The sequence below is a fragment of the Delftia sp. Cs1-4 genome (assembly GCF_000214395.1).
Classification (GTDB): Bacteria; Pseudomonadota; Gammaproteobacteria; order Burkholderiales; family Burkholderiaceae_C; genus Comamonas; species Comamonas acidovorans.
Genome location: NC_015563.1, coordinates 3,288,286 through 3,311,937 on the forward strand (window position 1 = coordinate 3,288,286; position 23,652 = coordinate 3,311,937).

Annotated in this window: 21 protein-coding genes; 9 read left to right on the forward strand and 12 right to left on the reverse strand. The window is 67.6% G+C overall.

Translation table 11 applies throughout. The annotated features are described in order from the left end of the window. Nucleotides 1–56: 56 nt before the first annotated feature. The gene (locus tag DELCS14_RS14525; RefSeq protein WP_013802313.1) at nucleotides 57–1,460 is read left to right on the forward strand and encodes an MFS transporter; all 1,404 of its coding nucleotides are present in this window, start codon (nucleotides 57–59) and stop codon (nucleotides 1,458–1,460) included. Nucleotides 1,461–1,618: 158 nt separating this feature from the next. Further along, complete coding sequence (locus DELCS14_RS14530) at nucleotides 1,619–2,056, forward strand: OsmC family protein (RefSeq protein ID WP_013802314.1); 438 nt, start codon at nucleotides 1,619–1,621, stop codon at nucleotides 2,054–2,056. Between the two features lie 42 nt (nucleotides 2,057–2,098). On the opposite strand, the gene azu is transcribed toward DELCS14_RS14530, so the two are convergent. Genes azu through DELCS14_RS14555 form a run of 5 tightly spaced genes read right to left on the reverse strand, consistent with a single transcriptional unit; the run spans nucleotide 2,099 to nucleotide 8,126 of the window. Beyond that, entirely contained in the window at nucleotides 2,099–2,590 is a 492-nt protein-coding gene (gene azu, locus DELCS14_RS14535) for an azurin (protein WP_013802315.1), read from the reverse strand. A gap of 46 nt (nucleotides 2,591–2,636) precedes the next feature. Next, nucleotides 2,637–3,449, reverse strand: a complete 813-nt coding sequence (locus tag DELCS14_RS14540) for an ABC transporter ATP-binding protein (RefSeq protein WP_043796763.1) — start codon at nucleotides 3,447–3,449, stop codon at nucleotides 2,637–2,639. 50 nt (nucleotides 3,450–3,499) lie between these two features. Further along, nucleotides 3,500–4,588, reverse strand: coding sequence for an iron ABC transporter permease (locus tag DELCS14_RS14545; RefSeq protein ID WP_013802317.1), 1,089 nt, complete (start codon nucleotides 4,586–4,588; stop codon nucleotides 3,500–3,502). Then, on the reverse strand, nucleotides 4,585–5,796 hold the full coding sequence (locus DELCS14_RS14550) for an ABC transporter substrate-binding protein (RefSeq protein WP_013802318.1): 1,212 nt from the start codon (nucleotides 5,794–5,796) through the stop codon (nucleotides 4,585–4,587). The genes DELCS14_RS14545 and DELCS14_RS14550 overlap by 4 nt, the downstream gene beginning before the upstream one ends. A gap of 14 nt (nucleotides 5,797–5,810) precedes the next feature. Beyond that, a complete protein-coding gene (locus tag DELCS14_RS14555; protein WP_013802319.1) occupies nucleotides 5,811–8,126 on the reverse strand; it encodes a TonB-dependent siderophore receptor in 2,316 nt (771 codons plus the stop codon). A gap of 152 nt (nucleotides 8,127–8,278) precedes the next feature. Here DELCS14_RS14555 and DELCS14_RS14560 point away from each other — a divergent pair, with 152 nt between their 5' ends. Both DELCS14_RS14560 and DELCS14_RS14565 read left to right on the forward strand, forming a co-directional pair. Further along, the gene (locus tag DELCS14_RS14560) at nucleotides 8,279–9,043 is read left to right on the forward strand and encodes a response regulator (protein WP_013802320.1); all 765 of its coding nucleotides are present in this window, start codon (nucleotides 8,279–8,281) and stop codon (nucleotides 9,041–9,043) included. Continuing rightward, nucleotides 9,043–10,476 carry an ATP-binding protein gene (locus tag DELCS14_RS14565; protein WP_013802321.1) on the forward strand — a complete coding sequence of 478 codons (1,434 nt, stop codon included), beginning with the start codon at nucleotides 9,043–9,045 and terminating at the stop codon, nucleotides 10,474–10,476. The genes DELCS14_RS14560 and DELCS14_RS14565 overlap by 1 nt, the downstream gene beginning before the upstream one ends. On the opposite strand, the gene DELCS14_RS14570 is transcribed toward DELCS14_RS14565, so the two are convergent. Then, complete coding sequence (locus DELCS14_RS14570) at nucleotides 10,477–11,277, reverse strand: SprT-like domain-containing protein (RefSeq protein ID WP_013802322.1); 801 nt, start codon at nucleotides 11,275–11,277, stop codon at nucleotides 10,477–10,479. 118 nt (nucleotides 11,278–11,395) lie between these two features. On the opposite strand from DELCS14_RS14570, the gene DELCS14_RS14575 reads away from it, so the two are divergent. After that, nucleotides 11,396–12,535, forward strand: coding sequence for a helix-turn-helix transcriptional regulator (locus tag DELCS14_RS14575; protein ID WP_013802323.1), 1,140 nt, complete (start codon nucleotides 11,396–11,398; stop codon nucleotides 12,533–12,535). A 4-nt stretch (nucleotides 12,536–12,539) separates the two neighbouring features. Beyond that, nucleotides 12,540–13,661, forward strand: coding sequence for a helix-turn-helix transcriptional regulator (locus DELCS14_RS14580; RefSeq protein WP_013802324.1), 1,122 nt, complete (start codon nucleotides 12,540–12,542; stop codon nucleotides 13,659–13,661). 76 nt (nucleotides 13,662–13,737) lie between these two features. Here DELCS14_RS14580 and DELCS14_RS14585 read toward each other — a convergent pair whose 3' ends face one another. From DELCS14_RS14585 to DELCS14_RS14610, 6 genes are all read right to left on the reverse strand, one after another. After that, nucleotides 13,738–15,234, reverse strand: a complete 1,497-nt coding sequence (locus tag DELCS14_RS14585) for a hypothetical protein (RefSeq protein WP_013802325.1) — start codon at nucleotides 15,232–15,234, stop codon at nucleotides 13,738–13,740. A gap of 311 nt (nucleotides 15,235–15,545) precedes the next feature. Next, nucleotides 15,546–16,115 carry a flavin reductase family protein gene (locus tag DELCS14_RS14590; RefSeq protein WP_013802326.1) on the reverse strand — a complete coding sequence of 190 codons (570 nt, stop codon included), beginning with the start codon at nucleotides 16,113–16,115 and terminating at the stop codon, nucleotides 15,546–15,548. A 37-nt stretch (nucleotides 16,116–16,152) separates the two neighbouring features. Beyond that, nucleotides 16,153–16,785 (reverse strand): NAD-dependent dehydratase, encoded by a 633-nt coding sequence (locus DELCS14_RS14595; protein WP_013802327.1) that lies wholly within the window; start codon nucleotides 16,783–16,785, stop codon nucleotides 16,153–16,155. 78 nt (nucleotides 16,786–16,863) lie between these two features. Then, entirely contained in the window at nucleotides 16,864–17,964 is a 1,101-nt protein-coding gene (locus tag DELCS14_RS14600; RefSeq protein ID WP_013802328.1) for an alkene reductase, read from the reverse strand. Between the two features lie 115 nt (nucleotides 17,965–18,079). Beyond that, nucleotides 18,080–18,661 carry a TetR/AcrR family transcriptional regulator gene (locus DELCS14_RS14605; protein WP_012205713.1) on the reverse strand — a complete coding sequence of 194 codons (582 nt, stop codon included), beginning with the start codon at nucleotides 18,659–18,661 and terminating at the stop codon, nucleotides 18,080–18,082. Between the two features lie 55 nt (nucleotides 18,662–18,716). Continuing rightward, on the reverse strand, nucleotides 18,717–19,667 hold the full coding sequence (locus DELCS14_RS14610) for a LysR family transcriptional regulator (RefSeq protein WP_013802329.1): 951 nt from the start codon (nucleotides 19,665–19,667) through the stop codon (nucleotides 18,717–18,719). A gap of 123 nt (nucleotides 19,668–19,790) precedes the next feature. Between DELCS14_RS14610 and DELCS14_RS14615 the strand changes: the two genes are divergently transcribed. The 3 genes from DELCS14_RS14615 to DELCS14_RS14625 all read left to right on the forward strand — a co-directional run bounded on the left by DELCS14_RS14615 (nucleotide 19,791) and on the right by DELCS14_RS14625 (nucleotide 23,651). Continuing rightward, nucleotides 19,791–20,807, forward strand: a complete 1,017-nt coding sequence (locus DELCS14_RS14615) for a tripartite tricarboxylate transporter substrate binding protein (protein WP_013802330.1) — start codon at nucleotides 19,791–19,793, stop codon at nucleotides 20,805–20,807. A gap of 4 nt (nucleotides 20,808–20,811) precedes the next feature. Continuing rightward, complete coding sequence (locus tag DELCS14_RS14620; RefSeq protein ID WP_013802331.1) at nucleotides 20,812–22,728, forward strand: AMP-binding protein; 1,917 nt, start codon at nucleotides 20,812–20,814, stop codon at nucleotides 22,726–22,728. 194 nt (nucleotides 22,729–22,922) lie between these two features. Next, entirely contained in the window at nucleotides 22,923–23,651 is a 729-nt protein-coding gene (locus tag DELCS14_RS14625) for a DUF4198 domain-containing protein (protein WP_013802332.1), read from the forward strand. Nucleotide 23,652 lies beyond the last annotated feature (1 nt).

A 23,652-nucleotide genomic window follows, 5' to 3' on the forward strand; every position in this document is an offset into this window, starting at 1 on the left:
TCGTCGCCATGGCACTGCGCCATGGCCGGCGCAGACCCTGCAACCAAGAAGCATCCATGCCCCATCAAGATTCCCTCACGCTGGACGATCAGGTCCGGCCGACAACCGCCGAGAGCCGGTCCATCCTGTCCTCCCCCTACCGCCTGACGACGATCGGCATCGTCTCGCTGGTGGCCTTGATTGCCTTTGAGGCCCTGGCCGTGGCCACCGCCATGCCGGCGGTGGCCCGCGCGCTCGATGGGGTGCCGCTGTATGCGGTTGCCTTTGGCGTGACCCTGGCCACCAGCGTGGTGGGCATGACGGTGGCGGGCGGCTGGTGCGACGCGCGCGGGCCGGCGGCGCCGCTGTGGTCTGGCATGGCGTGTTTTGTGGCGGGGTTGCTGCTGGCGGGCTTTGCGCCGTCCATGCCGGTGTTTCTGGCGGGGCGGCTGGTTCAGGGGCTGGGGGCCGGTGGCATGTCGGTGGCGCTGTATGTGCTGGTGGGCCGGCGGTATCCCGAGGCACTGCGGCGGCGCATTTTTGCGGCGTTTGCCACGGCCTGGGTGGTGCCTGCGCTGGTGGGGCCGGCGTTGAGCGGCCTGGTGGTGGAGCACCTGGGCTGGCGCTGGGTGTTCCTGGGCGTGCCCCTGCTGGCCTTGCCGGCCGGGGCGATACTGCGCCCGGCGCTCCAGGGCCTGGGCGGCCATGGCCAGGGCATGCAGGGCGGTGTGCGGCGCGGGCTGTGGGCCCTGGGCGCGGCCACGGGCATCTGCCTTCTGTATGTGGGCGGGCAGAGGCAATCGGCGGGCGCCTTGGGTGCGGTGGCGGTGGCCGCAGCCTTGTCGCTGGTCTGCACCTGGAAGCTCTTGCCGGCCGGCACGCTGCGCGCCGGGCGCGGGCTGCCCAGCGTGATCGCCTTGCGCGGGCTGGTGTTTGCAGCGTTCTTCGGGGCCGAGGCGTTCCTGCCGCTGGTGCTGGCGCGCGAGCACGGGCTGTCAGCGCCCATGGCGGGGCTGGTGCTGAGCGCGGGTGCGCTGGGCTGGTGTTCCGCCTCCTGGTACCAGGGACACAGCCGCAACGGGTGGAGCCGTCACCGCTTCCTGCGCGTGGGCACCAGCGCGGTGCTGGCGGGCGTGCTGCTGACGGCATCGGTGGCCTGGCCGGCCGTGCCCGTGTGGGTGGCGGTGGTGGGTTGGATCGTGTCGGGGCTGGGCATGGGCCTGCTCTCGGCAAGCCTGTCGGTGCTCACGCTGTCCATGTCCGCGCCCGGCGAGCAGGGCGCCAACAGCTCGGCCCTGCAGCTGTGCGAGGCCATTGCCGTGGCGGCCACCCTGGCCATTGGCGGATCGCTGTTCGCGGCCTTGCTGGAGACTTCGGCCCAGGCGGCCTATCTGGCGAATTTTGGGGTTGCGGCCGGGGCGGCGGTGCTGGCGGCGGTGATCGTGGGGCGAACGGATACGCGGCAGGTGTTTGTGGGGTGAGGGGGCCGGCTTTGCCATCACAAAGATCGCTGGATGAGTGTTTAAGCCTGGCTCTGTAGGACGTGCGCTCAGGGGCTGGCGCGCCCGGGGACCACGCCTTGCCCTGTGGCGCCTGTGCTGTGATGGCGGCTTGTCCAATCAACGCACAGGAGGAACACATGTCCGAGAAAACCGCTTCCGTCCATTGGGAAGGTGCAGGCAAGACCGGCCAGGGCCGCATCAGCACGGAGACCGGCGCGCTCAAGGACCATCCCTACGGGTTCGGCAGCCGCTTCGGGGATGACCGAAAAGGAACGAATCCCGAGGAGATCGTGGGCGCCGCGCATGCGGCCTGTTTCACGATGGCCTTTGCCTTTGCCTGCGAGAAGGCGGGCATCGCCACCGAGATGCTGGACACCACGGCCAAGGTCCGGCTTGCCAAGGATGGCGAGGGCTTCAAGATCGACCGCATTGCCCTCACGCTGCAGGCCAAGGTGCCCGGCATCGACGATGCGCAGTTCCAGAAAATCGCCCAGGAGGCCAAGTCCCAGTGCCCGCTGTCCAAGGCGCTGGCAGGCGTGCCCGAGGTGACCCTGGTGACCACGCTGCTGCATTGAACGCGCAGGCCCTTTGGGCCTTTGCCGCGCGGTGACGCGGCCTCAATCCTCCAGTACCAGCCTTCCCCGCATGGGCAGCGCATGCGAGGGATACAAGCAGAAGTAGGCATAGCTCTCGCCCTTGCGCAGGCGCTCCACGGGGAAGGTGACCGAGGCGTGCTCGCCGCCCGACAGCATTTGCGTGGCGGCGATGACGCGTGCGTCGGCGTGGTCCACCCAGGCCCGGTCGGGGCCGGCGCGCAGGCCGTCGGCGATCACGGCGTCGATGTCGGCGCTGCGGGCCAGCACCCAGTTGTGGCCGGCTTCCTGCCAGGGCTTCCTGCCGGTGTGGACCAGGTGGACGGTGAAGTTCTCGCAGCGCGCGCTGACACGGATTTCCGCCAGGCTGAAGCGTTTGCCGGGCTGGCCTTCAATGGTGGTTTCGCATGCGGGATGGGCCACGCTGGATGCGGGCGTGGGGTGGGCATGCTGGGCCTGGGCGTTCAGGCAGAAGGCGGCCAGCAAGGCAGCGGCGGCGTTGATGCGGGTATGCATTCGGAATCTCCAAAAAAGCGGATGGATCTGGAATCGGGGACCAGGCTCAGGCCGCAGCCGTCAGCCCGTCCACGATGACCTGGGGAAGGCCCTGGGAGCAGGGCTCCACCCGGGCCTGCACGCCGTAGACGTGGGCCAGCAGGGCGGGGGTGACGGCCTGGGCGGGCGGGCCGTCGGCCAGCAGTTGGCCTTGCTTGAGCACGATGACGCGGTCGGCGTGGCGCAGGGCGGCGCCCAGGTCGTGCAGTACGACCAGGGTGGTCATGCCGTGGCGGCGCGTTTGCTCGCGCACCAGCTGCATGACGTGGAACTGGTGGTTGAGGTCCAGGGCGGACAAGGGTTCGTCCAGCAGCAGCACGCGCGGTTCGCGGATCAGGGCCTGGGCCAGGCCTGCAAGCTGGGACTGGCCGCCAGACAGCTCATCGAGGTGGCGCATGGCCAGGTGGGCGATGCCCAGGTGCTCAAGCAGGGCGGCGGCCTGGGTGACCGCATCCGGGGAGCCGGCCTGCTGCGGGCGCGTGGTGTGTGGCGAGGCCTTGCGCGCGGCCAGCAGTGATTCGATGACGCGCAGGTGCACGGCGGCCGGCAGGGCCTGGGGCAGGTAGACGATGCGGCGCGCGCGCTCGGCCAGGCTGGCGTGCTGCAGTTCCTGGCCTTCCAGCGTGATGCTGCCCTGGGCACGCACCAGGCCGGCCAGGGCACGCAGCAGGGTGGATTTGCCGCTGCCGTTGGGCCCCAGCACCACGGTGAGCGTGCCGGCGCGCAGCGGGGCGATGTCCAGCGATTCGATGACGCGTCGGCGCCCGTAGGAGACGCTGAGACCCTCGATCTGCAGACCATCTTGCGTGAGAGGTGGCAGATAGGTGGGTGCGAAGTGCGGGGTATTCAGGGAGGTGTTCAAGGTGGTGCTCATGTCCGCCCCCGCGTGCGCAGCACGATGGCCAGGAAGAAGGGAATGCCCACCAGCGAGGTGACGATGCCCACCGGGATGATGACGCCCGGGATCAGCGTCTTGGACGCCACCGAGGCCAGCGACAGCACCAGCGCGCCGACCAGGGCGGCTGCAGGCAGGTAGAAGCGGTGGTCATCTCCCACCATGCGGCGCGCGATGTGCGGTGCCACCAGGCCGATGAAGCCGATGCTGCCCACAAAGGCCACGGACAGCGCGGCCAGCAGGCTGATGCGCAGCAGGGCGCCCAGGCGCAGTCGGCGCACGTCCACGCCAAAGCTGGCGGCACGGTCTTCGCCCAGGCGCAAGGCGGTGAGGCGCCAGGCGTTGAGCAGCGAGAACGGCAGCACCAGGGCCAGCGCGGCGGCCAGACCGGCCACCTTGGGCCAGGTGGCGCGCGAGAGGCTTCCCATGGTCCAGAAGACCAGGCCCTGCAGTGCCTCGGCCGTGGCCACGAACTGGAGCAAAGAGACCAGGGCGTTGAAGCTGAACACCAGGGCAATGCCGAACAGCACCACGCCCGATGCGCTCATGCCGCCCCAGCGCGCCACCAGGTCCAGCAGCAGGGCCGAGGCCATGGCGAACAGGAAGGCGTTGGCAGGCACGGCCCAGGCCGTGGGCACGCCGGGCAGGCTCCAGTCCAGCACGATGGCCAGGGCCGCGCCAAAGGCGGCGGCCGAGGACAGGCCCAGCGTGAACGGGCTGGCCAGCGGGTTGGCCAGCACGGTCTGCATCTCGGCGCCGGCCAGGCCCAGGGACAGGCCCACGGCCACGGCCATCAAGGCGTAGGGCAGGCGAATGTCCCAGACGATGACGCGCAGCGCAGGCGGCGCCTGGTCGGCATGGCCCAGGGTGGCGATCAACTGGTCCAGCGCCAGCCCGGAGGGGCCGGTGGTGAAGTCCAGCAGCAGCGCGCCCACGATGGCCGCAGCCAGCAGGGCCAGCACCAGCACGCGCAGGGCGGTCAGGCGCCGGTAGCCCCTGGCCAGTGGCGTGGCGCTGGCGGCCGGGCTGGCGAGCTCCACGGGCAGGTCGGCGGCCATGTTCATCGCGCGGCTCCGCTGGCCGCTGTGGCCGCTGCCTTGGCAGGTGCATCGCCCCAGAAGGCGCCGTGCATGGGCAGGGCGGGCAGGAAGCGGCGGTTGATCTCGTCCAGTGTGGCCTGGGGATCGATGTCGCCAAAGCGCTCTGGGTAGAACCACTTGGCCATGGCCTCGATGGCCAGGATGTTGGTGGGCGCGTCGTAGAAGTTGTGCCACAGGCCGTGGGCGCGGCCCTGGCGAACGGCGCCCAGCACCTCGAAACCGGGGCGCGCGGTCAGCGCCTGCAGGCTGGCCGAGAGGTCGGCCGGCGCCACGCCGCTGCCGGCCTTGAGCATGAGGCGGTTGCTCTGCGGGCGGCTGCCGGTGGCGATGTAGACCTCGGGGTCGGCGGCGATCAGGGCTTCCTGGTGCATGTCGCCGATGGCGCCGGGCACCTTGCCGGCCGCGACGTTGATGCCGCCGGCCGCCTCGATGAATTCGCCCATGTTGCCCTTGCCCACGGTGTGGCAGCAGCCGTCCCAGACGCCGGCCAGCAGTTCTGCGAAGACGCGCGGGCGCTGGCTGGTGGGAATGCCCTCCACGCGCTGGCGCACCTGCTGCAGGTGCTGCTCGTATAAGCGCGCATAGGCCTCGGCCTGTTCCTCGCGGTGCACGGCCTTGCCCAGGATGCGCATGCTGGCCAGGGTGTTGCGCACGGGTTGGGCGCGAAAGTCGATGAAGACCACGGGCACGCCGGCCTTCTTGAGATCGTTGACCAGGCCGCTCTGGCGCCCCGGCCCATGTCCGCCCAGGCCGAAGATGGCGATGTCGGGCCGGGTGGAGACCGATTGCTCGGCGCTGACGCTGTCTTCCGAGGTGCGGCCGATGACCGGGATGCGGTCTATGGCCGGGAAGCGGCGCCGGTAGTCGGCATAGCCGTTGGGGTCGGCGAAGGGCAGTTCGCCCTGCCAGCCGGCGATGCGGGCCAGGGGCTGATCACCTTCGATCAGGGCCAGGGCATAGAGGAAGCGGCCCTCGCCCAGCAGGATGCGCTCCACCTTGGCGGGGATTTCGACCGTGCGGCCGACGATGTCGACCACGGTGGTGGCCGGTGCATTGGCAGCGGTGCCGGCAGGCGAGGCCGCAAGCGCGGAGGCGGACAGCAGGGCGGCGGCGCAGGCTGCGGCCAGGGCCAGCAGGGCGCGGCGTGTGGGGAGACGTTGGATGGATGTCATGGTATGGCCCCGGCTCAGAAGGACAGGTCCAGGCCCGCCGTGTAGGTGCGGCCCGCGCCCGGCACGCCGTAGAGCTGGAAGCCGTCCAGCGAGGCGCCGATGCGGCTCCAGTAGAAGCGGTTGGTGAGGTTGTTGATGTTGAAGCGGGCCGTGAGCTGGCGGTTGATGCGCCAGCTCAGCGCCAGGTTCTGCACGAAGTAGCTGGGCGCTTTTTCGTGGTCGGCCACATAGATGGGGTGCACGCCGTTGGGGCCGTTGACCGTGCTCGACGTATTGTTCTGGCCGCCCACCATGACGTTGTCCGTATAGCGGCGCTCGCCCACGTACTGCGCGCCCCAACTCAGGGTGACGGCGGGCGTGACCAGGAAGGAGGTCCAGACGCTGCCGCTCCAGTCGGGCACGTTCCTGGCCTCGGCACCTTCGTTCGCGCCCTTGGTGAGGCGGCTCTTCAAGTGGGACAGGCCGGCGTACACCGACCAGCGCGACGTGATCTCGCCCTGGGCGCCCAGCTCGAAACCCTGCACCCGCTTGGCGGGCAGGGCGCGCACGGGCGAGACGCTGTCGGGGCTGTACTCCCACGATTCACTCAGCTCGGTGCGGAACACGGCGCCGGTCAGCGACAGGCGCCCGCCCAGCACGTCCCACTTGCTGCCTGCCTCCCAGGTGCGCGACAGGGCCGGCGCATAGGCCAGCTGGGCGGCCGTGCCGTAGACGCCGTTGTTGGTGGTCACGCCCATGGCCGAGGGCTGGGCCGCGCGGCTGTAGGAGACATAGATGGAGCCCTCGCTGGCCGGCTTGTAGACCAGGCCCAGGCGGCCGCTGAGCGCGCCGTCCGTGCGGCTGGCGCCGCCGTTGTTCGCCTGCCAGCGGTCGTAGCGCAGCGCCGTCTGGGCCTGCCAGCGCGGCGAGAAGGTGATGGTGTCGTTCACATACACGCCCGCGTTCTGCACCGTGGCGCGCGCGCTGTCCGCGCCCACCACCGTGGGCGTGCCCGGGAAGATGGTGGCCGGGTTGGCCATGTCGAAGCCCAGCGTCCCGGTGGGCAGGTCCATGCTGCGCTCGCGGTCGCCATAGGTCTCGCGGTACAGCTCCAGCCCTGCCGTGAGGTCGTGCTTGAAACCTGCCGTCTCTAAACTGGTGCGCACATCGGTCTGGTTGTTGGCGATGGTGTAGCGCTTGGACACTGGCACCGAGGCCAGGCGCAGCGAGGCATTGGCGCCCGTGGTGTCCACCAGGCCGTAGTCGCCATAGGACAGGATGCCGCCCGGCGCCGTCACCAGCCCGCCCAGGCCCACATAGCCCAGCGAGTTCTTGCTGCTGCCGCTGTTGAAGCGCGCGGGCGCCAGCACGCTCCAGTTGTCCGAGCGCTCGTAGCGGAACTGGTTGCGCACCGTGGTCGTGGGCGAGAGGTCATGCTCCACGCGGGCCGTCACCATATCCGTGCGCGACTGCTGGGTGTAGAGGTTGGAGGCGCCGTACCAGGCATTGCGCGGCACGCCCGGCATCACCTGGCCGCCCGTGCCGCGCTGAATGGGCAGGCCGCCATCGGGCGTGTTGTCGTCCACCTGGTGGAAGACGTTGACCACGGTGCGCGTGGAAGTGCCCAGGCCGTGGGCGAACGAGGCTGCCACGCCGTAGCGGTCGTAGTCCACCCCGTTGCGGCCGGCCACGTCGTTCTGGTGCTTCATGAGGTTCAGGCGCACGGCGCCGGACTCGCCCACGCTGCGGTTCAGGTCGGCCGTGGCGCGGCGGTAGCCATCGCTGCCCACGCCCACCGAGCTGTTGTAGAACGTGTCGCGCCTGGCTTCCTTGCTGACCAGGTTGACGCTGCCGCCCACGGCGGACACGCCAGACTCCACCGAGCCCGTGCCCTTGTAGACCTCGGCCTGCTCCAGGTTGAAGGTGTCGGTGCGGCTGGCCATGCCGCCGTCGCGCACGCCGTCGATGGTGATGGCCTGCTCGGCCGAGAAGCCGCGGATGGTGAAGAAATCTCCCCAGCCCAGATTGCCCTCGCCCGAGGTGAAGGTGATGCCGGGCACGTTCTGCAGTACCTCCTGCAGGCTTTGGGCGTTTTGCTCGCGGATCAGCTCGGCCGGCACCACGCTGATGCTTTGCGGCGTGTCGCGCAGCGGCTGGGTGAGCTTGGGTGACTGCACGGCGGCGGGCTGGTAGGCCGGCGCCTCACGCGTGGAGCGGACCTCGACCGTGCCCAGGGGCGATGCCGGAGCGGCCGCAGTCTGGGCCACGGCCAGGGTGGAGAAGGCGCCCAGCGTCAGCGCAAGGCTGGTGGACAGGGCCGGAGGGAAACTGTTGGAGTGCTGAGAAGACATGGCGACGAATCACTAGAATGAAAATCGTTCTTATTGACGAGCAGGACTCTAGTGACGCGAGCGCGCAGACAGGCCAGCGGCCGCCGGGCAAATGCAATGCTCCATTGCACAGGCCGCCGCCACAACATTCCATTACAAAACGCCATGCGCCAATGCAATCCATGAGCGCACCAGCCGCCGCATCCCCGGCCGCCCAGGGTCCTCGCATCCTGGTGGTGGACGACGATCCCGACATCCGCGAGCTGCTGTGCGACTACCTGCGCGCCTCGGGCATGCGCCCGGCCGCCGTGGGTGACGGCCAGGCCATGTGGGACTGGCTGGGCCGGCATGCGGCCGACCTCATCGTGCTGGACCTGATGCTGCCCGGCACCGACGGCCTGGCCCTGTGCCGCAGCCTGCGCGAACGCACCCACATCCCCGTGGTCATGCTCACGGCGCGCGGCGCCTTGCTGGACCGCATCCTGGGCCTGGAGATGGGGGCCGACGACTACCTGCCCAAGCCCTTCGATCCGCGCGAGCTGCTGGCGCGCATCAAGGTGGTGCTGCGCCGCGTGGCCCAGGCACCGGCGCCGGCCAGCGAGCCGGAGCACCTGCCCGTGCTGCGCTTTGCCGGCTGGACGCTGGACATGCGCGCGCGCGAGCTGCGCTCGCCCCAGGCCGTGCTGGTGCCGCTGGCCCAGTCCGACTACCGCGTGCTCTGCGCCCTGGCCAGCAACCCGCACCGCACGCTGAGCCGCGACTACCTGGCCGACCATGTGTTCGGCCGCGAGCGCCAGGCCCAGGACCGCGCCATTGACGTCTGCGTGAGCCGACTGCGCCAGCACCTGGAAGACCCTGCGCGCCAGGCCAGCCTGATCCGCACCGTGCGCAACGCCGGCTACGTGCTGACCTGCGACGTGGTGCCGCAGGCATCGTGATGGCTTGGGTGCAGGCCGGCGCGCTGCTGCGGCGCCTGTGGCCGCAGACGCTGTCCGGGCGCGTGGCCCTGATCCTTGTGGCCGGCATGCTGGCGGCCCAGGCGCTGACGGGCACCATCTGGTGGGAAAGCCGTCGCAGCCAGCTGCTGGAGGTGCCGCTGCGCCTGCTGGGCGCGCGCGCCGCCGATTCGCTGCTGCTGCTGTCCTCCCTGCCGCCCGAGGCGCGGGCCGCCGCCGTGGGCACGCTGAGCACGCAGGGCTACCAGCTGACCCTGATCGATGCGGCCCGTGCGCGGCGCCTGATGGAGGACCTGGCGTCCGCTCCCGCCGATGCGGCCGACGCCATGGCCGGCGATCTGCTGGCCGATGTGCTGGCACGGCGCGTGGGCGCGGCCGTGCCGTTCCACTTGCTGGCGCTGGAGCTGCACGGCGGCGCGGAAACCCTGCTCACCGCCCATGAGCCCGAAGCCCATGTGCGCATGCTGCTGGGCCTGGGCAACGGCCAGTGGCTACAGGTGCAGGCCGTGGAGGGAGAGGCCGGCTACCCCGTCAGGCCCTACTGGGCGCTGGCCGACTACGTGCTGCGCATCTACCTGCTGCGCATCATCGTGGTGGTCGTGGTGGCTCTGCTGGCCGTGCGCCTGGCCATGCGCCCGCTGGCGCGCATGGCCAGCGCGGCTGACGCGCTGGGCAAGGACCTGCAAAGCCCGCCGCTGCCGCTGGACGGCCCGCGCGAGGTGCGCCAGGCGGCCCAGGCCTTCAATGCCATGCAGCAGCGCATCGCCGATGGCGTGGCCGAGCGTACGCGTTTCTTTGCGGCCGTCTCGCACGACCTGCGCACGCCCATCACGCGGCTGCGCCTGCGCTCGGAAATGCTGGAGCCCGAAGCCCTGCGCGACAAATTCCGCCGCGATCTGCAGGAGATGGAAGCCATGGTCACCGCCACGCTGGACATGCTCACCGGCGCCGACGCGCGCGGCGAGCGCCAGGCGCTGGACATCAACGCCCTGGTGCAGGGCGTGGCCCAGGACCTGGGCGAGGCGCATGGAGTGCACATCCCCATCACGGGCCGCGCGCTGCGCCCGCTCGATTGCTATCCCCACAGCCTGCGCCGCTGCCTGCAGAACCTGCTGGAGAACGCGCTGCGCTATGGCCGCGACGCCGAACTGCGCATCAGCGACAGCGACGATCTGCTGCGCATCGACGTGCTGGACCGGGGGCCGGGCATTGCCCAGGAGCAACTGGCCCAGGTGCTGGAGCCGTTCTACCGCATGGAGGCCTCGCGCAACGCGGGCTCTGGCGGGTTTGGCCTGGGCCTGTCCATTGCCGATGCCGTGGCCAAGGCGCATGGCGGGCGCATTGTGCTGGGCAATCGGGAGGGGGGCGGGCTGGAGGCGATGCTGGAGCTGCCGCGCAAGACTCCTGCCCGCTGATCAATCCTGGGCCATGAAGCCTTTGCCGCAATCGCCGCAGATCAGGTTCAGCCCCGGCTTTCCCCAGACATTGACGGGCGCGGCGCAACCGCCGCAGCGGTACTTGACGCGCAGGGACTTGTTCACGGGCTGCACCATGGTCTCGCCGGTGGTGGAGCCCGGCACCGCCACGGAGGTGCCCACGGGCCGCACGGCTTCGGCCAGGGCGGGCACGGAGGACATGGGCGGCTGCGTGCCCTGCATGCCCTGGATCTGCGTGGCCATGCTCCACTGGCCCGTGACCACATGCTCGATGGCCGGGAAGCGGTCGTACCAGCTCAGTTGGAAGCGCGTGGTCAGCAACTGCTCGCAGGCCGCGAGGAAGGGTCCGCCTGCAATGGCGTAGTCGGCCATCATGTCGCCTGTGCGCCGGCCGCCGGGCCGGCCCGTGGACGAGGGCATGAGGCCCAGCGATTCCAGCTTGTCCGCCCATTCCTCGTTGTGATACCGCGCGCGGCCCGGCTTGCCGAAGTGGTGCTGCCACAGGTGCGTCATCTCATGCACCATGGTCTGCAGCGTCTCGATGATGGGCACGGCCGCGAAGTAGGCGGGGTTGAGCGCAATCTCGTCCGTGGTGCTGCCATCCAGCGACGCAAAGCGCGCGGCAGAGAAATAGCCGCAGGTGCGCTTTTCGCGCTGCAGCGTAATCAGGCAATGGGGCAGGGCATCGTCGAACAGGCGCTGGTTGAAGTGCTCGTAGGCCTGCTGCAACTCGGAATAGGTTTCGCGCGTGGGTGCGGAGCGGACGGGGGCGGCGGGCATTGATGGATTGTGCAATACAACCACGTGAACATTGCCCCAAATCGACGTGGCAAGACCGGTATCGAAATTCAGAGCTGTCTGATTGAAAATAGCTATAAAGAATCAATAATTCATTTCCATGAAATTTATTGATCGACAGGGTGCCAGTTGCCATATACCGGGACTGCTGTACGACGGAGTACTTTCCGCTGAGGATTGGCAGTCTGCGCTGGACGCCATGCGGCAGGCGCTGGGCGCGTCCGTTTTCCATTTCTTCACGCTGGGCACCACTGGTGGCGGGGTGATCGAGAGCGTACACAACCACGACCTGGCGGGCATCGATGCCGATAAATTGCGTGAATACGAAACCCACTACGTTGGCGAGGACCTGCGCATGTCCGTCGTGGCGAGCCTGCCCCAGGGCCAGTTCATGCTCGACCATGAGCACTTCAGCGCATGGGAGATGTCGCGCAATGCGGTCTACGTCGATGTGCTGGCGCCCCACGGACTTCGCAACACGCTGGGTGTCAAGGTGCGCGACGAGGGGGGGACGCAGGACTTCCTGGGTTTCATGCGTCCCACGGATCGTGGAATCTATGGCGCACAGGAGCGGGTCTTCATGCAGCAGTTGATGCCCGATCTGGCGCGTGCCGCCCGCCTGCGCATGCACATGGGCGGACTGGCGCGGCAGGCGGCTTTGGGATTCACAGCCCTGGACAACTTGCCGCAAGGTATTGCACTTGTGGATTCAAATTGCCGCATCCACTACTGCAACCCCTCAGCCGACTGCCTGCTGGCAGCTTTTTGCGAAGCCTTGTCTGTGCGCCACGGCCTGCTGCGCTGCGTTGACGGGCAGGCTCAGGCGCAACTGCTGCGTCTTGTGGCCCAGGCTTGCGGCCATCATGCACAGGGCCTGGCCGGGGCTCTGTGCCTGACGGCAGGCTCTGCGTTACGGTTGATGGTGACGGTCCTGCCGCTCAAGCCCAGCCATGCCGCTGCGTTCCGCCAGCGGCCCATGGCTTTGCTGGTAATGGTGGAAGCCGGTACGCCATTTTCTGGCCCGAGTCCCGGACTCGTGCAGGAAGCGCTGGGTTTGTCGCCCTCAGAAGCGCGTCTGGCGGTGCTGCTTGCCACGGGCAGGACCGTCAAGGACTACGCCCGGATAGAGGGGTGCAGCTGGCATACGGCGCGCACCCACATGAAGAACCTGATGCACAAAACAGGTTGCCACCGGCAGGTGGAATTGGTGGGGCTGCTGCAATCCCTGCAGCCGAGGTGAGTCCATGCAACAACGCATTGATGCCATCGCCGGTCAGCTGTATGAGGGGGTGCTCGCTCCCCAGGCTTGGAGCGAGGCGCTCGCGGGAATGTGCGCGCAATTACAGGCGGGCGTCTTTCACTATTTCACGCTGAATGCTGGCGAGGCAGCCGTTCCGCAAAGCGCAAGCAATCTGGAAAGCTTCGGTTTGCATCACGGCTTGATGCATGAGTACGAGACACACTACGCGCACAACGACCTGCGGATGGCAACCGTGCAGCGGCTGCCCGTGGCCCAGGTAATGCTGGACCATGAGCACATCAGTGCCAGGCAGGCGTCACAGAACAGCGTCTATACGGATTGGCTGGTTCCGCTGGGACTGCGGCATACCGCCGCTGCCGCCGTTCGCGTGGAAGGCAATGCGCGTGATTTCATCAGTTTCATGCGCCCCAGGGATGCCGGCGTCTATGGTGCACAGGACAAGGCATTCCTAGAGCATTTGATGCCGCACATCGAGCGGGCCGGCCGCTTGCGCGCGCGCATGGGCCAGCTATGCGGCCAAGCAGCATTGGGACTCGCGGCACTGGATGCGCTGGCGCAGGCACTGCTCGTCGTGGATGCTCGGTGCCGGCTGCAGCATTCCAATCCGGCGGCAGAGCGCCTGCTCGCAACATTCGGCACGTTGCAATGTGTGCACGGCGGGCTGCGATGCACATCGGGCGAGGCGCATGCACGCTTGCAGAGCTTGGTCTCCGCCGCTTGCGCTAATCCCGCAAAGGCGGCTGCCTTGGAGCTCCAAGGCAGCCGGCCCAGCCAGTCCCGGCTCAGGCTGACCGCGTTGCCTCTAGCGGCCAACCATGCGTTTGCTGCGCCGTGGCAACAGCCCCTGGCCTTGATCTTTCTGACGTTGCCCGGCTCCATGGTTTTGCAGAATCAAGGTCTGGTGGGCGAGATGCTGGGCCTGTCACCCAGCGAGACTCGCCTTCTGTTGCTTCTGGCAGGCGGAAAGACCGTGAAGGACTATGCCTTGATGGAAGGATGCAGTTGGCACACGGCGCGCACCCACATGAAGAATCTGATGCGCAAGACGGGCTGCCATCGGCAGGTGGAATTGGTGCAGCTGCTGCGGGGGTGGGGAATGATTTGAACAGCCCCTGCCCATCGCGCAGCGCCTTGCGGGCTGGGCGATGGATTGGGCGCTGCATGGTCACGCAGCCCTTGCCTCAGGGGTTGTATTGCAGGTTGTAGTACATCTCCCTGCCGTTGCGGTCGGCGTAGACGAGGAGGAACTCGGCATAGTTCGTGGCCGATGCACCGTCCGGCTTGCCTCCAAAAGGTATGGTGGCCGAGGTGGCCCCTTGGGGCACGGCCACGGTCAGGTTGGGCGTGCGTACCGTGGGCAGGCCGGAGGCAGATCCCGCCGCAGCGCCCTGCCGATAGGAACTGAGTACGGAAAGTGCCATGGGCATGCTGCCCGCTGGCGGTTGCGCAGCCGACCAGACAACCTGCGCGCTGCCGCCGCCGGCCTTGAAGCCGGCCACGATCTCGGCCTCTGAGGGCGACATGGTGTTGAACTGGGGATAGGCATTGACAGGTATCTGCGCAAACGGATAAGACCCGCTCTTCAGCGTGACCTGATAGGTGGCGATGGGTGTTTTGCCTTGCTGTCCGTTGGCGGCTTTCCAGCCATCGTCGGCATGGATATCGAATCGCACTTCGGTTCCCGCTGTCAGGCCCAGGGCTGCGAAGCGGTTGTCACCGTCTGCCATCGCAGCGGCATCGAACCCGCTGCGCACGGTGGAGCCCCAATAGTCGTTGGCCACGCCCAGTTGCGCGTTGGTGCAATCTGCCGTGACGGCGTTGGCCACGTCGTTGCTGGCGTTCGATCGACACTGCCGGAAGTTGTTGGTATCCGCATAGCTGGCGTTACCCCGCACGCCTTGCATTTCGGGTGCGTCGCGCATGATGCGTGGCGACAGCAGCTTGAGCGAGTTGCGCGCGCCGCCTGCCTGCGACGACGGCCAACTGACGATGGCGTAAGTTGCCAGCCGAGCAGGATCGGAGATGCCAAACTGCACCTCGCGCCGCAATTGAAACGGACTGGCGGACGGTTCGCCGTCGGCCAGCTGGCGCATCACATTGGCGCGGTTGCGTGACACCAGTCCTACGCTTACCACGCGCTGATTGCCAAGGGCGCGCATCTCGGCTGCATTGCGGGGAGTGGAACAGGTCCCGCTGCTGTTGCCAGATATCAGTGTTTCGCGCTGCCCCGTGGTGCTGGTCCCGTCCGTTAATTTTTCGTCGTAGCTGATATCCACCTCATGCCGGGCGGAACCGTCGGCATTGGTGGTCTTGCGCTCTGCCAGGATTTGCAGATTTTCGAAGCTCCGCCCAATCTGATAGGCATTGGAGGCCTGGATCTGGGTCTGGTTTTCATCCCAATTGGTGATCAGGCGCGCCTTGCTGCTGCCGTTGCCCAGGTAGCAGTCGTCGAGATGCGCAAAGCGCTCGGCGCCTTTGGCGGGCAACTGGGTGGCGGTCAGAGTCTGGCTGGCATCCATGTACTTCTGCACCAGCTCCTGGGTCGTTTGCGTTGGGGGCGCAACCGGTGGCGTCACTTCATTGCCACCGCCACCACCACCGCCACCTCCGCAAGCCGTAAGCGCGAGCACGGCACCGGCGATGAGGGTGGGACGCGATATGGAGGTCTGCTTGATCATTGGGTATCTGCCTTTCAAACGATTGGGAATGGGCGGCGGATGGATCTGATGGCCTCCCTCGTCCGCCTAGGCAGAAGTCTTCCCAGTCGTGTTGCATCAGGCCATACCGCATTTGCGGGATGGCCTCAGTCCCCACCCATCTGCCGTAATGCCTTTTGAAGGCCAGACACCGGGCAAACGGCACTGTTTGTCCACCACGTGTTCATACACAGGGGGCTGGAAATGCAGTGGATTAAAAAATCGCAGGCCTGAGGTGATCGGGCAGCGCCCGGTTCTCTGGCAAAGGGCGCAGGATAGACAGAATGAACCCTTTAAATCTTCAGCCCCTCCCCAATCGCATAGAACTGCCCACCCGCCACATAGTGCAGGCTGCGCAGCGCGGGGTCGGCGTCCTCGAAGTGCCAGTGGCCGTCGCTGAACACGCGGGTGTCGGACCAGGCGCCCACGATCTCGCCGATGAACAGGTCGTAGGTCTGCTGGTTGTGGGGCTCGGGGATCAGCCTGCAGGCCAGCCAGCCGGCGCAGCCGTCCACGAAGGGCAGGTCGAACCCGTCCATGCCGAACAGCTGAACGCCGCTGGTGGCGAGCTTGCCGGCATCGGTGGACAGGCTGAGCGTGCCGACCTGGTGCGTGAGCTGCAACTGGGCGGCCGTGGGCACCTGGATCACGAACATGCCGCTTTGCTCGACCAGGGTGCGCGTGGCCGTGGCCTTGTCCAGCACCACGGTGAGCTTCGGGGGCGCAAAGTCCAGCGCGCAGCACCAGGCTGCGGCCATGACGTTGTCCACGCCGCCATGGCGGGCCGAGACCAGGACGGTGGGGCCGTGGTTGATCAGCCGGTAGGACTTGGCGAGATCGACCGGGGCGATGTGCGGGTTCATACGAGCTTTCTGAGAGGTTCTTGACTGTGCATGGTGTTCACTCGGCCAGCGCCTCGGAACTCACGATATGGACGCCGGGCCTGGCGTTGACAGCAGCCTCTATCAAGGCCTGGGCAATGCGGTGCGCGGGGTTGAGCCGCCAGCGCCGGGGCAGCAGCGGGCCCAGGGCGTCAAGAACGCCGACCATGAAGCGCTCGCCCGCGCGGTGCTCGGTGCGCGGGCCACTGATCAGGCCGGGGCGCACGAAGGTGAGGGAGGCAAAGCCTTGCGCCCGCAGGTCGCGCTCGAGTTCACCCTTTACGCGGTTGTAGAAGATGCGCGAGCCAGCGTCGGCGCCCATGGCCGAGTTCAGCACATAGGTGGGCGTGCCGTGGCGCCGCGCCAACTGTGCGGCCAGCAGCGGATAGTCATGGTCCACACGCCGAAACGCCGGCTGGCTGCCGGCTGTCTTGATGGTGGTGCCCAGGGTGCAGACCAGGGCATCGGCCCGCCACCAGTCGGCGTCTTCGGGCAGGTGCTCGAAATCGACGAGGGGGGCGAGCAGCCTGGGATGCGCCGGCAGCGCCCGGCGTACCGGGGCCACGATGCGGGTGATGCGGCTGTCGGCCAGGGCCTGTTGCAGCACCTGGCTGCCCACCAGCCCCGTGGCGCCCACGATCAGCAGTTGCATGGCTTGGTCTTTCGATTGGTCATTCGATGAGGACGCAGATCAGCCAGTGTGCCGCAGATCGTGGGGCGGATGGCCGGCTCAGGCGGCCACTGGCCAGTCCGTGTAGCCCTGGGCACCGCCGCCGTAGTAGGCCTCGTGCGGGGCCACGGCCAGTTCCTTGCCGTGGCGCAGGCGGGCCACCAGGTCGGGGTTGGCGATGAAGGGGCGGCCGATGGCCACGGTGTCGATCAGGCCCTTGGCGCGGCGGTCCATGGCCAGTTCCAGGTCATAGCCGTTGTTGCCCATGTAGGCGCCGTCAAAGAGCTTGCGCAGCGCGTCCAGGTCCACGCCGGGCGGCAGTTCGCGCGAGCCGCCGGTGGCGCCTTCCACGACGTGCAGGTAGGCCAGGCCGAAGCGGTTGAGCTGGGGGATGAGGTAGCCGTAGAGCGCCATCACGTCGCTGTCCAGCGGCGTGTTGCCGGCGTTGGGTGTGACGGGCGACAGGCGGATGCCCACGCGGTCGGCGCCCCAGACCTTGGCCACGGTGTCGGTGACTTCCAGCGTCAGGCGGGCGCGGTTTTCGATGCTGCCGCCATAGGCGTCGCTGCGGTGGTTGGTGGAGTCGCGCAGGAACTGGTCGAGCAGGTAGCCGTTGGCCGAGTGCACTTCCACGCCGTCAAAGCCGGCACGCTTGGCGCATTCGGCCGCATGGCGGTATTGCTCGATGATGCCGGGGATTTCGCTGGTTTCCAGGGCACGGGGCATGGATACCTCGGCCACGCCGTTGGGCGTGAAGGTGACGCCTTCGGCCTTGATGGCAGAGGGGGCGACAGGGGCCACGCCACCGGGCTGCAGGTCCACGTGCGAGTAGCGGCCCACGTGCCACAGCTGGGCCACGATCTTGCCGCCGGCCGCGTGCACGGCGTCGGTGACCTTCTTCCAGCCGGCGACCTGTTCCTCGGTCCAGATGCCGGGCGTGAGGTTGTAGCCCCGGCCCTGTGCGGAGATGTTGACGGCTTCGCTGATCAACAGGCCCGCGCTGGCGCGCTGGGCGTAGTAGGCGGCGTGCAGTTCGGTGGGCACGCCGTCGTCACCGGCGCGGCTGCGGGTCAGCGGGGCCATGACGAAGCGGTTGGCGAGCGCCAGGCCGCCCAGTTGGGTGGGGGAGAACAGATCGGTGTGAAGGCTGTGGTCGGTCATGGTGTGCAGTGGTGGTGGTTGAACAAAAAGGAAGAGGGATGGGTAAAGGGTGTAGGTTTTGAAGTTGACCGGTCGTCTACAAACAAGGCAAATAAAAAGCAGCGGCCCGGCCTGCTCAGCCCAGCAGCCGCTTCGTGGACACAAGGGCTGCGGCAAATGGCTCCTCATGCCGGCCCAGCTTGGACAGCAGGGAGGCGCCCAGCCACAACTGGTACAGCGATTCGGCCAGCGCAGGCGCGTCCAGGTCGGATGTGATGGAGCCATCGGCCTGGCCGGCGCGCACGCAGTCGGTCAGCCGGGTGATGATGGCGTCGGTGCCGGTGCGCAGCACCGAGCGCATGTCGTCGGACAGGTCGCAGACCTCGGGGCCCAGCTTGACCACGAGGCACTGGCCTCCTGCATGGGCCGAGCACTGGTTCTGCGTCCAATGGCGGAAGTAGGTCATCAGCCGGGAGATGGCCGGATCGGGCGTCTCCATGAGCGCATCGATCTTGGCCAGGTACTCGTCGAAGTACTCCTGCAGCAGGGCCTGGCCGAACTCTTCCTTGGATTTGAAGTAGTAGTAGAAGGAGCCCTTGGGCACGCCCGCAGCCGCGACGACCTCGGCCAGGCCGACGGCCGTATAGCCTTTCTGGGTCATCAACGCCTTGGCCACATCAAGGATGTGCTGGCGTGTTTCCTGTGCGGGTTTCTTCATGGGATCGAAGTCTAACGCAAAAACCGACCAGTCGTCTACAAACTTTGTTCCCGCGTCATTCCGGCGGTCGCAAGGCCTGCGCCGTGTCGGGCAAGTCACCCGGCCGGATGATGCGCGCAAGGCCCATCCTGTCGCTCAGAAAGTCGATCAAGGCCCGGGCGGCGCCGGACTGGAAGCGGTTGGGCATGTACAGCATGAACATGCGGCCCTGGTTGATGCTGAATTCGTAGTCCTGCATGGCCAGCACGACGCGGCCATCTTCCACCTGGCGGCGCACCATGTAGTCGGGCACCAGCCCCACGCCCAGGCCGCCGGTGATGCAGTCGCACAGGAAAGGGTAGCTGCGCGACATCAGCGTGGGCGTGATGTCCAGCTCCTCCAGCGGCTGGCCGTTCCGCGCGATCTGCAGGCGCACCTTGCCGCTTTCTCCGCCCGATGTGATGAGCGGCGTGCGCGACAGCTCGGACGGGGTCTCCGGCAGGCGGTGGCTGCGCAGCCAGTCGCTGGAGGCGCACAGGCTGTAGCGCACCGGCCCCATGTCGCGCGCCACCAGCATGGGTGGCGGGTCGGACATGACGCGGATCGCGATGTCCACGCTGTCCTTGAGCAGGTTGTCTATGAAGTTTTCCAGGCGGATGTCCAGCACCACCTGCGGATGGGCGCGCTTGAACTCGATCAGCCACGGCGCCATGACCAGATGGCCGTAGCCGGTGGGCACGCTCAGCCCGATCTTTCCCGAGATGTCGTCCGTGCTGCTTTGGGCCAGCTCGCGCACCAGCTCGGTCTCGTTGAGGATGTTGCGCGCATGGCGGTAGATGCGCTGTCCGACCTCGGTGGCCTCCACGCCCTGGGGCGTTCTGCGCAGCAGCGATGCGCCCAGGGACTTCTCCAGCCGGGCCAGGTGGTAGCTCACGTTGGCCCGCGACATGTTCAAGAACTTTGCCGCCTGGCTCAGGTTTCCGTGTTCGATGATCTGGACAAGGATGTTGAATGCCAGGAGATCCATGCGCTGCAGTCCAAGGGGGTGTCAATATTGTTTGACATGATGTCAACCGCCGCCGCCATTGTCAAAGAGGGTGCGCTGGGCAGAATGGGCCAGCCAGAACACATAAACATTCAAGGAGACAAGATGGCAGGCATCACAAAAAGACAGGCGTTGGCCAAGGGCATGGCGCTGGGCGCCATCGGCGTGGCTGCGTTCGCATCGCTGTGCGGCGCGGCGCAGGCCAATACCGATACCGGCGCCTGGCCCGACAGGCCGATTCGCCTGGTCGTTCCCTTCCCGCCGGGTGGGCCCACCGATGGCGCAGCGCGCGTCTACGCCGAGGCGCTGGCGCGCCAGCTGGGCCAGCCCGTGGTGATAGAGAACAAGCCCGGCGCATCGGGCGCGGTGGCTGCAGGCCAGTTCCGTACGGCAGCGCCTGACGGCTATACGCTGATGATGATGGTCACGCCCACCATCATGGCGCCGCATTTCTTCAAGAACGTCAAGTTCCACCCGGCCACGGATTTCGCCCCGGTCACCAAGATCTACGACCTGCCCAATGTGATTGCGGTCAATGCGCAGTCGCTGCCCAAGGTGACGGACCTCAAATCGCTGTTCCAGTACGCCAAGGCGCAGCCCGCCACGCTGGACTACACCAGCTCCGGCGCGGGCAGCTCGGGCCACCTGAGCATGGAACTGATGAAATCCGCCAAGCTGCACACCATGCAGCACGTGGCCTACAAGGGTAGCGCGCCCGCCATGAACGACACGCTGGGCGGCGTGGTGCCGGTGATCTATGCGGACATGGTGTCTGCGCTGCCCCATATCCGCAGTGGCCGGCTGAAGGCGCTGGCGGTGGGCACGCCGCAGCGCGTGAAGGCTCTGGACGGCGTGCAGACCATGGCCGAGCAGGGCTTTGGCGGCTATGAGGCATCGTCCTGGGGCGGCCTGGTGGCACCCAGAGACACGCCGCGCGCCATCATCGACAAGCTCAGCGCCACCTCTCGCCAGCTGCTGGCCACCGACGAGGTGCGCGACCGCTTTGAGAAGATCGGCGTGACGGCCGCCTACCTCAACCCCCAGGACACCGAGGGCCTGATCCGCAGCGACTACACGCGCTGGGGCGAGGTGGTGCGCACCAACGGCCTGGGCGCGGAGTGAGCCCATGGCCATGAGTCCTATCCCTGCGCAATCCATGTTCCGGCCCCTGCGGGCCGTGCGTTCCCTGGCCGATGTGGAGGCCATCGAAAGCCAGCCCAGGGCCGGGCTGATCACGGCGCAAACGGTCTACGACCTCTTTTGCAACTCCGCGCGTGAGCACGGCCAGGGCAGGGCGCTGAGCTTTCTGCCCCAGGCCGGCAGCGTGGATGACGCCCGGCACCTGAGCTATGCCGAACTGCTGGGCAAGATCCACCAGACGGCCAACGCCCTGCATGCGCTGGGCATGGGCGCCAGCGACACGGTGGCCATCCTGCTGCCCGGCTGCATGGAGTACCACTTTGCGCTGTGGGGCGGCGAGGCGGCGGGCATCGTGCAGCCCATCAATCCGCTGCTGAGTGCCGAGAAGATCTCTGTCCTGATGCGGACCACGGGCGCGCGCTTTCTGATTGCCTGGGCGGACGAGGACGATGCCGGCATCCGCGAGAAAGTCACGGCGCTGGATGCGGATCTGGCGCATGTGCTCTGGGTTTCGCATGAAGGCCGGGTTTCCCAGGGAGATGGACAGCGCTGGCCCGCCAGCGATCTGCATGCCGCCCTGGCCGCCCAGCCCGCCGACCGGCTGGTGAGCGGGCGCCAGCCCCAGGCCGGCGACGTGGCGGCCTACTTTCATACCGGGGGCACCACGGGTGCGCCCAAGATCGCCGTGCAGACGCATGGCGCCCAGGTCTACACCGCCTGGGCCAGCGTGCAGATGCAGGGCCTGAACACGGCCGACCGCACCATCAACGGCTACCCGCTGTTCCATGTGGCGGGCGTGCTGCCGGGCTCGCTGGCCTGCTTCTCGGCCGGAGCCCACGTCATCATTCCGACCACGGGGCTGTTTCGCAACAAGGCCGTGATTGCCGGCTTCTGGCGCATGGCGGCACAGTGGAAGCCCACGCTGATGTCGGCCGTGCCCACGGTGCTGGCCGCGCTGGTGGAGGTGCCGCTGCAGGGGGCCGATGTGTCCTCCATCCGCTATTTCCGCACGGGCGCCGCGCCGCTGTCGCCCGAGGTGGCGGCGCGCTTCAAGGCGCACAGCGGCTTCCATGTGCACGAGAGCCTGGGCATGACCGAGATGACGGGCATCTCCACCATCACGCCGCCCGGCCTGCACGCGGCGGCGGGCCATGTGGGCCTGCGCCTGCCGTTTGCGCGCCTGGCCGTGCGCCGCATGGGGCCGGACGGCAGGCCATCGGACCAGGAAGCGGCGCCCGGCGAAACCGGCATGGTGGTGTTCCAGTCGCCCAACCTGTTTTCCGGCTACCTGGGCGGCATCGAGCCGTCCAGCTACCTCACCGATGACGGCTGGCTGATCACGGGCGACCTGGGCTCGGTCGGCGACGATGGCCTGCTGCGGCTGCGCGGGCGTTCCAAGGACGTGATCATCCGCAGCGGCCACAACATCGATCCGCAGGTGATAGAGCAGGCGCTGGAGCGCCATCCCGCCGTCAAGGCCTGCGCCGCCGTGGGCGCGCCCGATGCCTATGCGGGCGAGGTGCCTGTGGCCTTTGTCGCGCTCCACCCCGGCGCCCAGGCCGATGAAGCCGAACTGCTGGCCTTTGCCGCAGCCGGCGTGGACGAAGCGCCTGCGCGCCCGCGCTATGTGCGCATCATCGATGCGCTGCCCACCACCAACGTGGGCAAGGTCTACAAGCCGCGCCTGCGCAGCATGGCTGCGGAAATCTACGCCCGCACCCTGGTGGCCCAGGCGCATGAGCGCATGGGCCTGCCGCTGCCGCCCGCGGCCAGCACCACGCACGCGGAAGGCGAGGGCTTTGTGCTGCGCCCGGCCAGGGCGGCTGACCGGAGCCCTTGGGAGCAGGCCGCCGAGGCGCTGGCCTTCACGGGCGAGCCGGTGCGCATCGAGGATGCCGCCTGAACGCTGGGCCGGACCCCATTGCAGCCACCTGGTGAACTGCGCCAGGGCGGTGTGCAATGCGCATAGAATGCAAACCATTCGCATTCAATAATCAATGCGGCGCCATGCGGCCGCACCCCACTCCCCAAGCACGTTCATGCCGTCGGCCCGTTATGGCGCCGATGGCTGTTTTTTTGTCCTTTGAGGAAGCTGCAATGAAGAAACACTGGATTCTTGTCTCCGCACTCCTGGCCGCCAGCGGCGCCAGCCAGGCCCACCAGATCTGGCTGGAACAGCCGGCTGGCGAAACCGCCGTGATCCGCTTTGGCGAATTCGGCGACAACCTGCGCGAGACATCGCCGGGCCTGCTCGACAAGTTCGGCAAGCCCGTGGCCACCCTGGTGTCTGCCCAGGGAGAGAAGGCGGCCGATGGCCGCAAGACCGGCACCGGCTTTGCGCTGCCCTTCAAGGCCGGCCAGGGCGACAGCATCGTGGCCGAGGATGCCGGCTACCCGCTATACACCAGCAAGAAGGGCGAGCAGGAACTGCGCAACTGGTACCACCCGGCTGCGCGCTTGATCACCGGCTTTGCCGCCCAGGCCCCGCGCCTCACGCTGGATGTGGTGCCCTCGGGCAAGGCCGGCGAGTTCAAGGTCATCTACAAGGGCCAGCCCTTGCCCAAGGCCAAGGTGGTTCTGACCGTGCAATCGGGCTGGAGCAAGGAAGCCCATGCCGACGAGCAGGGCCTGGTGCAGTTCGACATGCCCTGGAAGGGCACCTACGTGGCCGAAGCCACGCACGACGAGCGCAGCGGCGGTGAGCGCACCGGCCCGAACGGTGCAGAAAAATACGACGGCGTGCACTATGTGACCTCGGTCACCTACGTCAAGCCCGAAGGCGTGGCGCCCATCGCTGCCGGCCCTGCGGCCAAGCCCAACAAGTAAG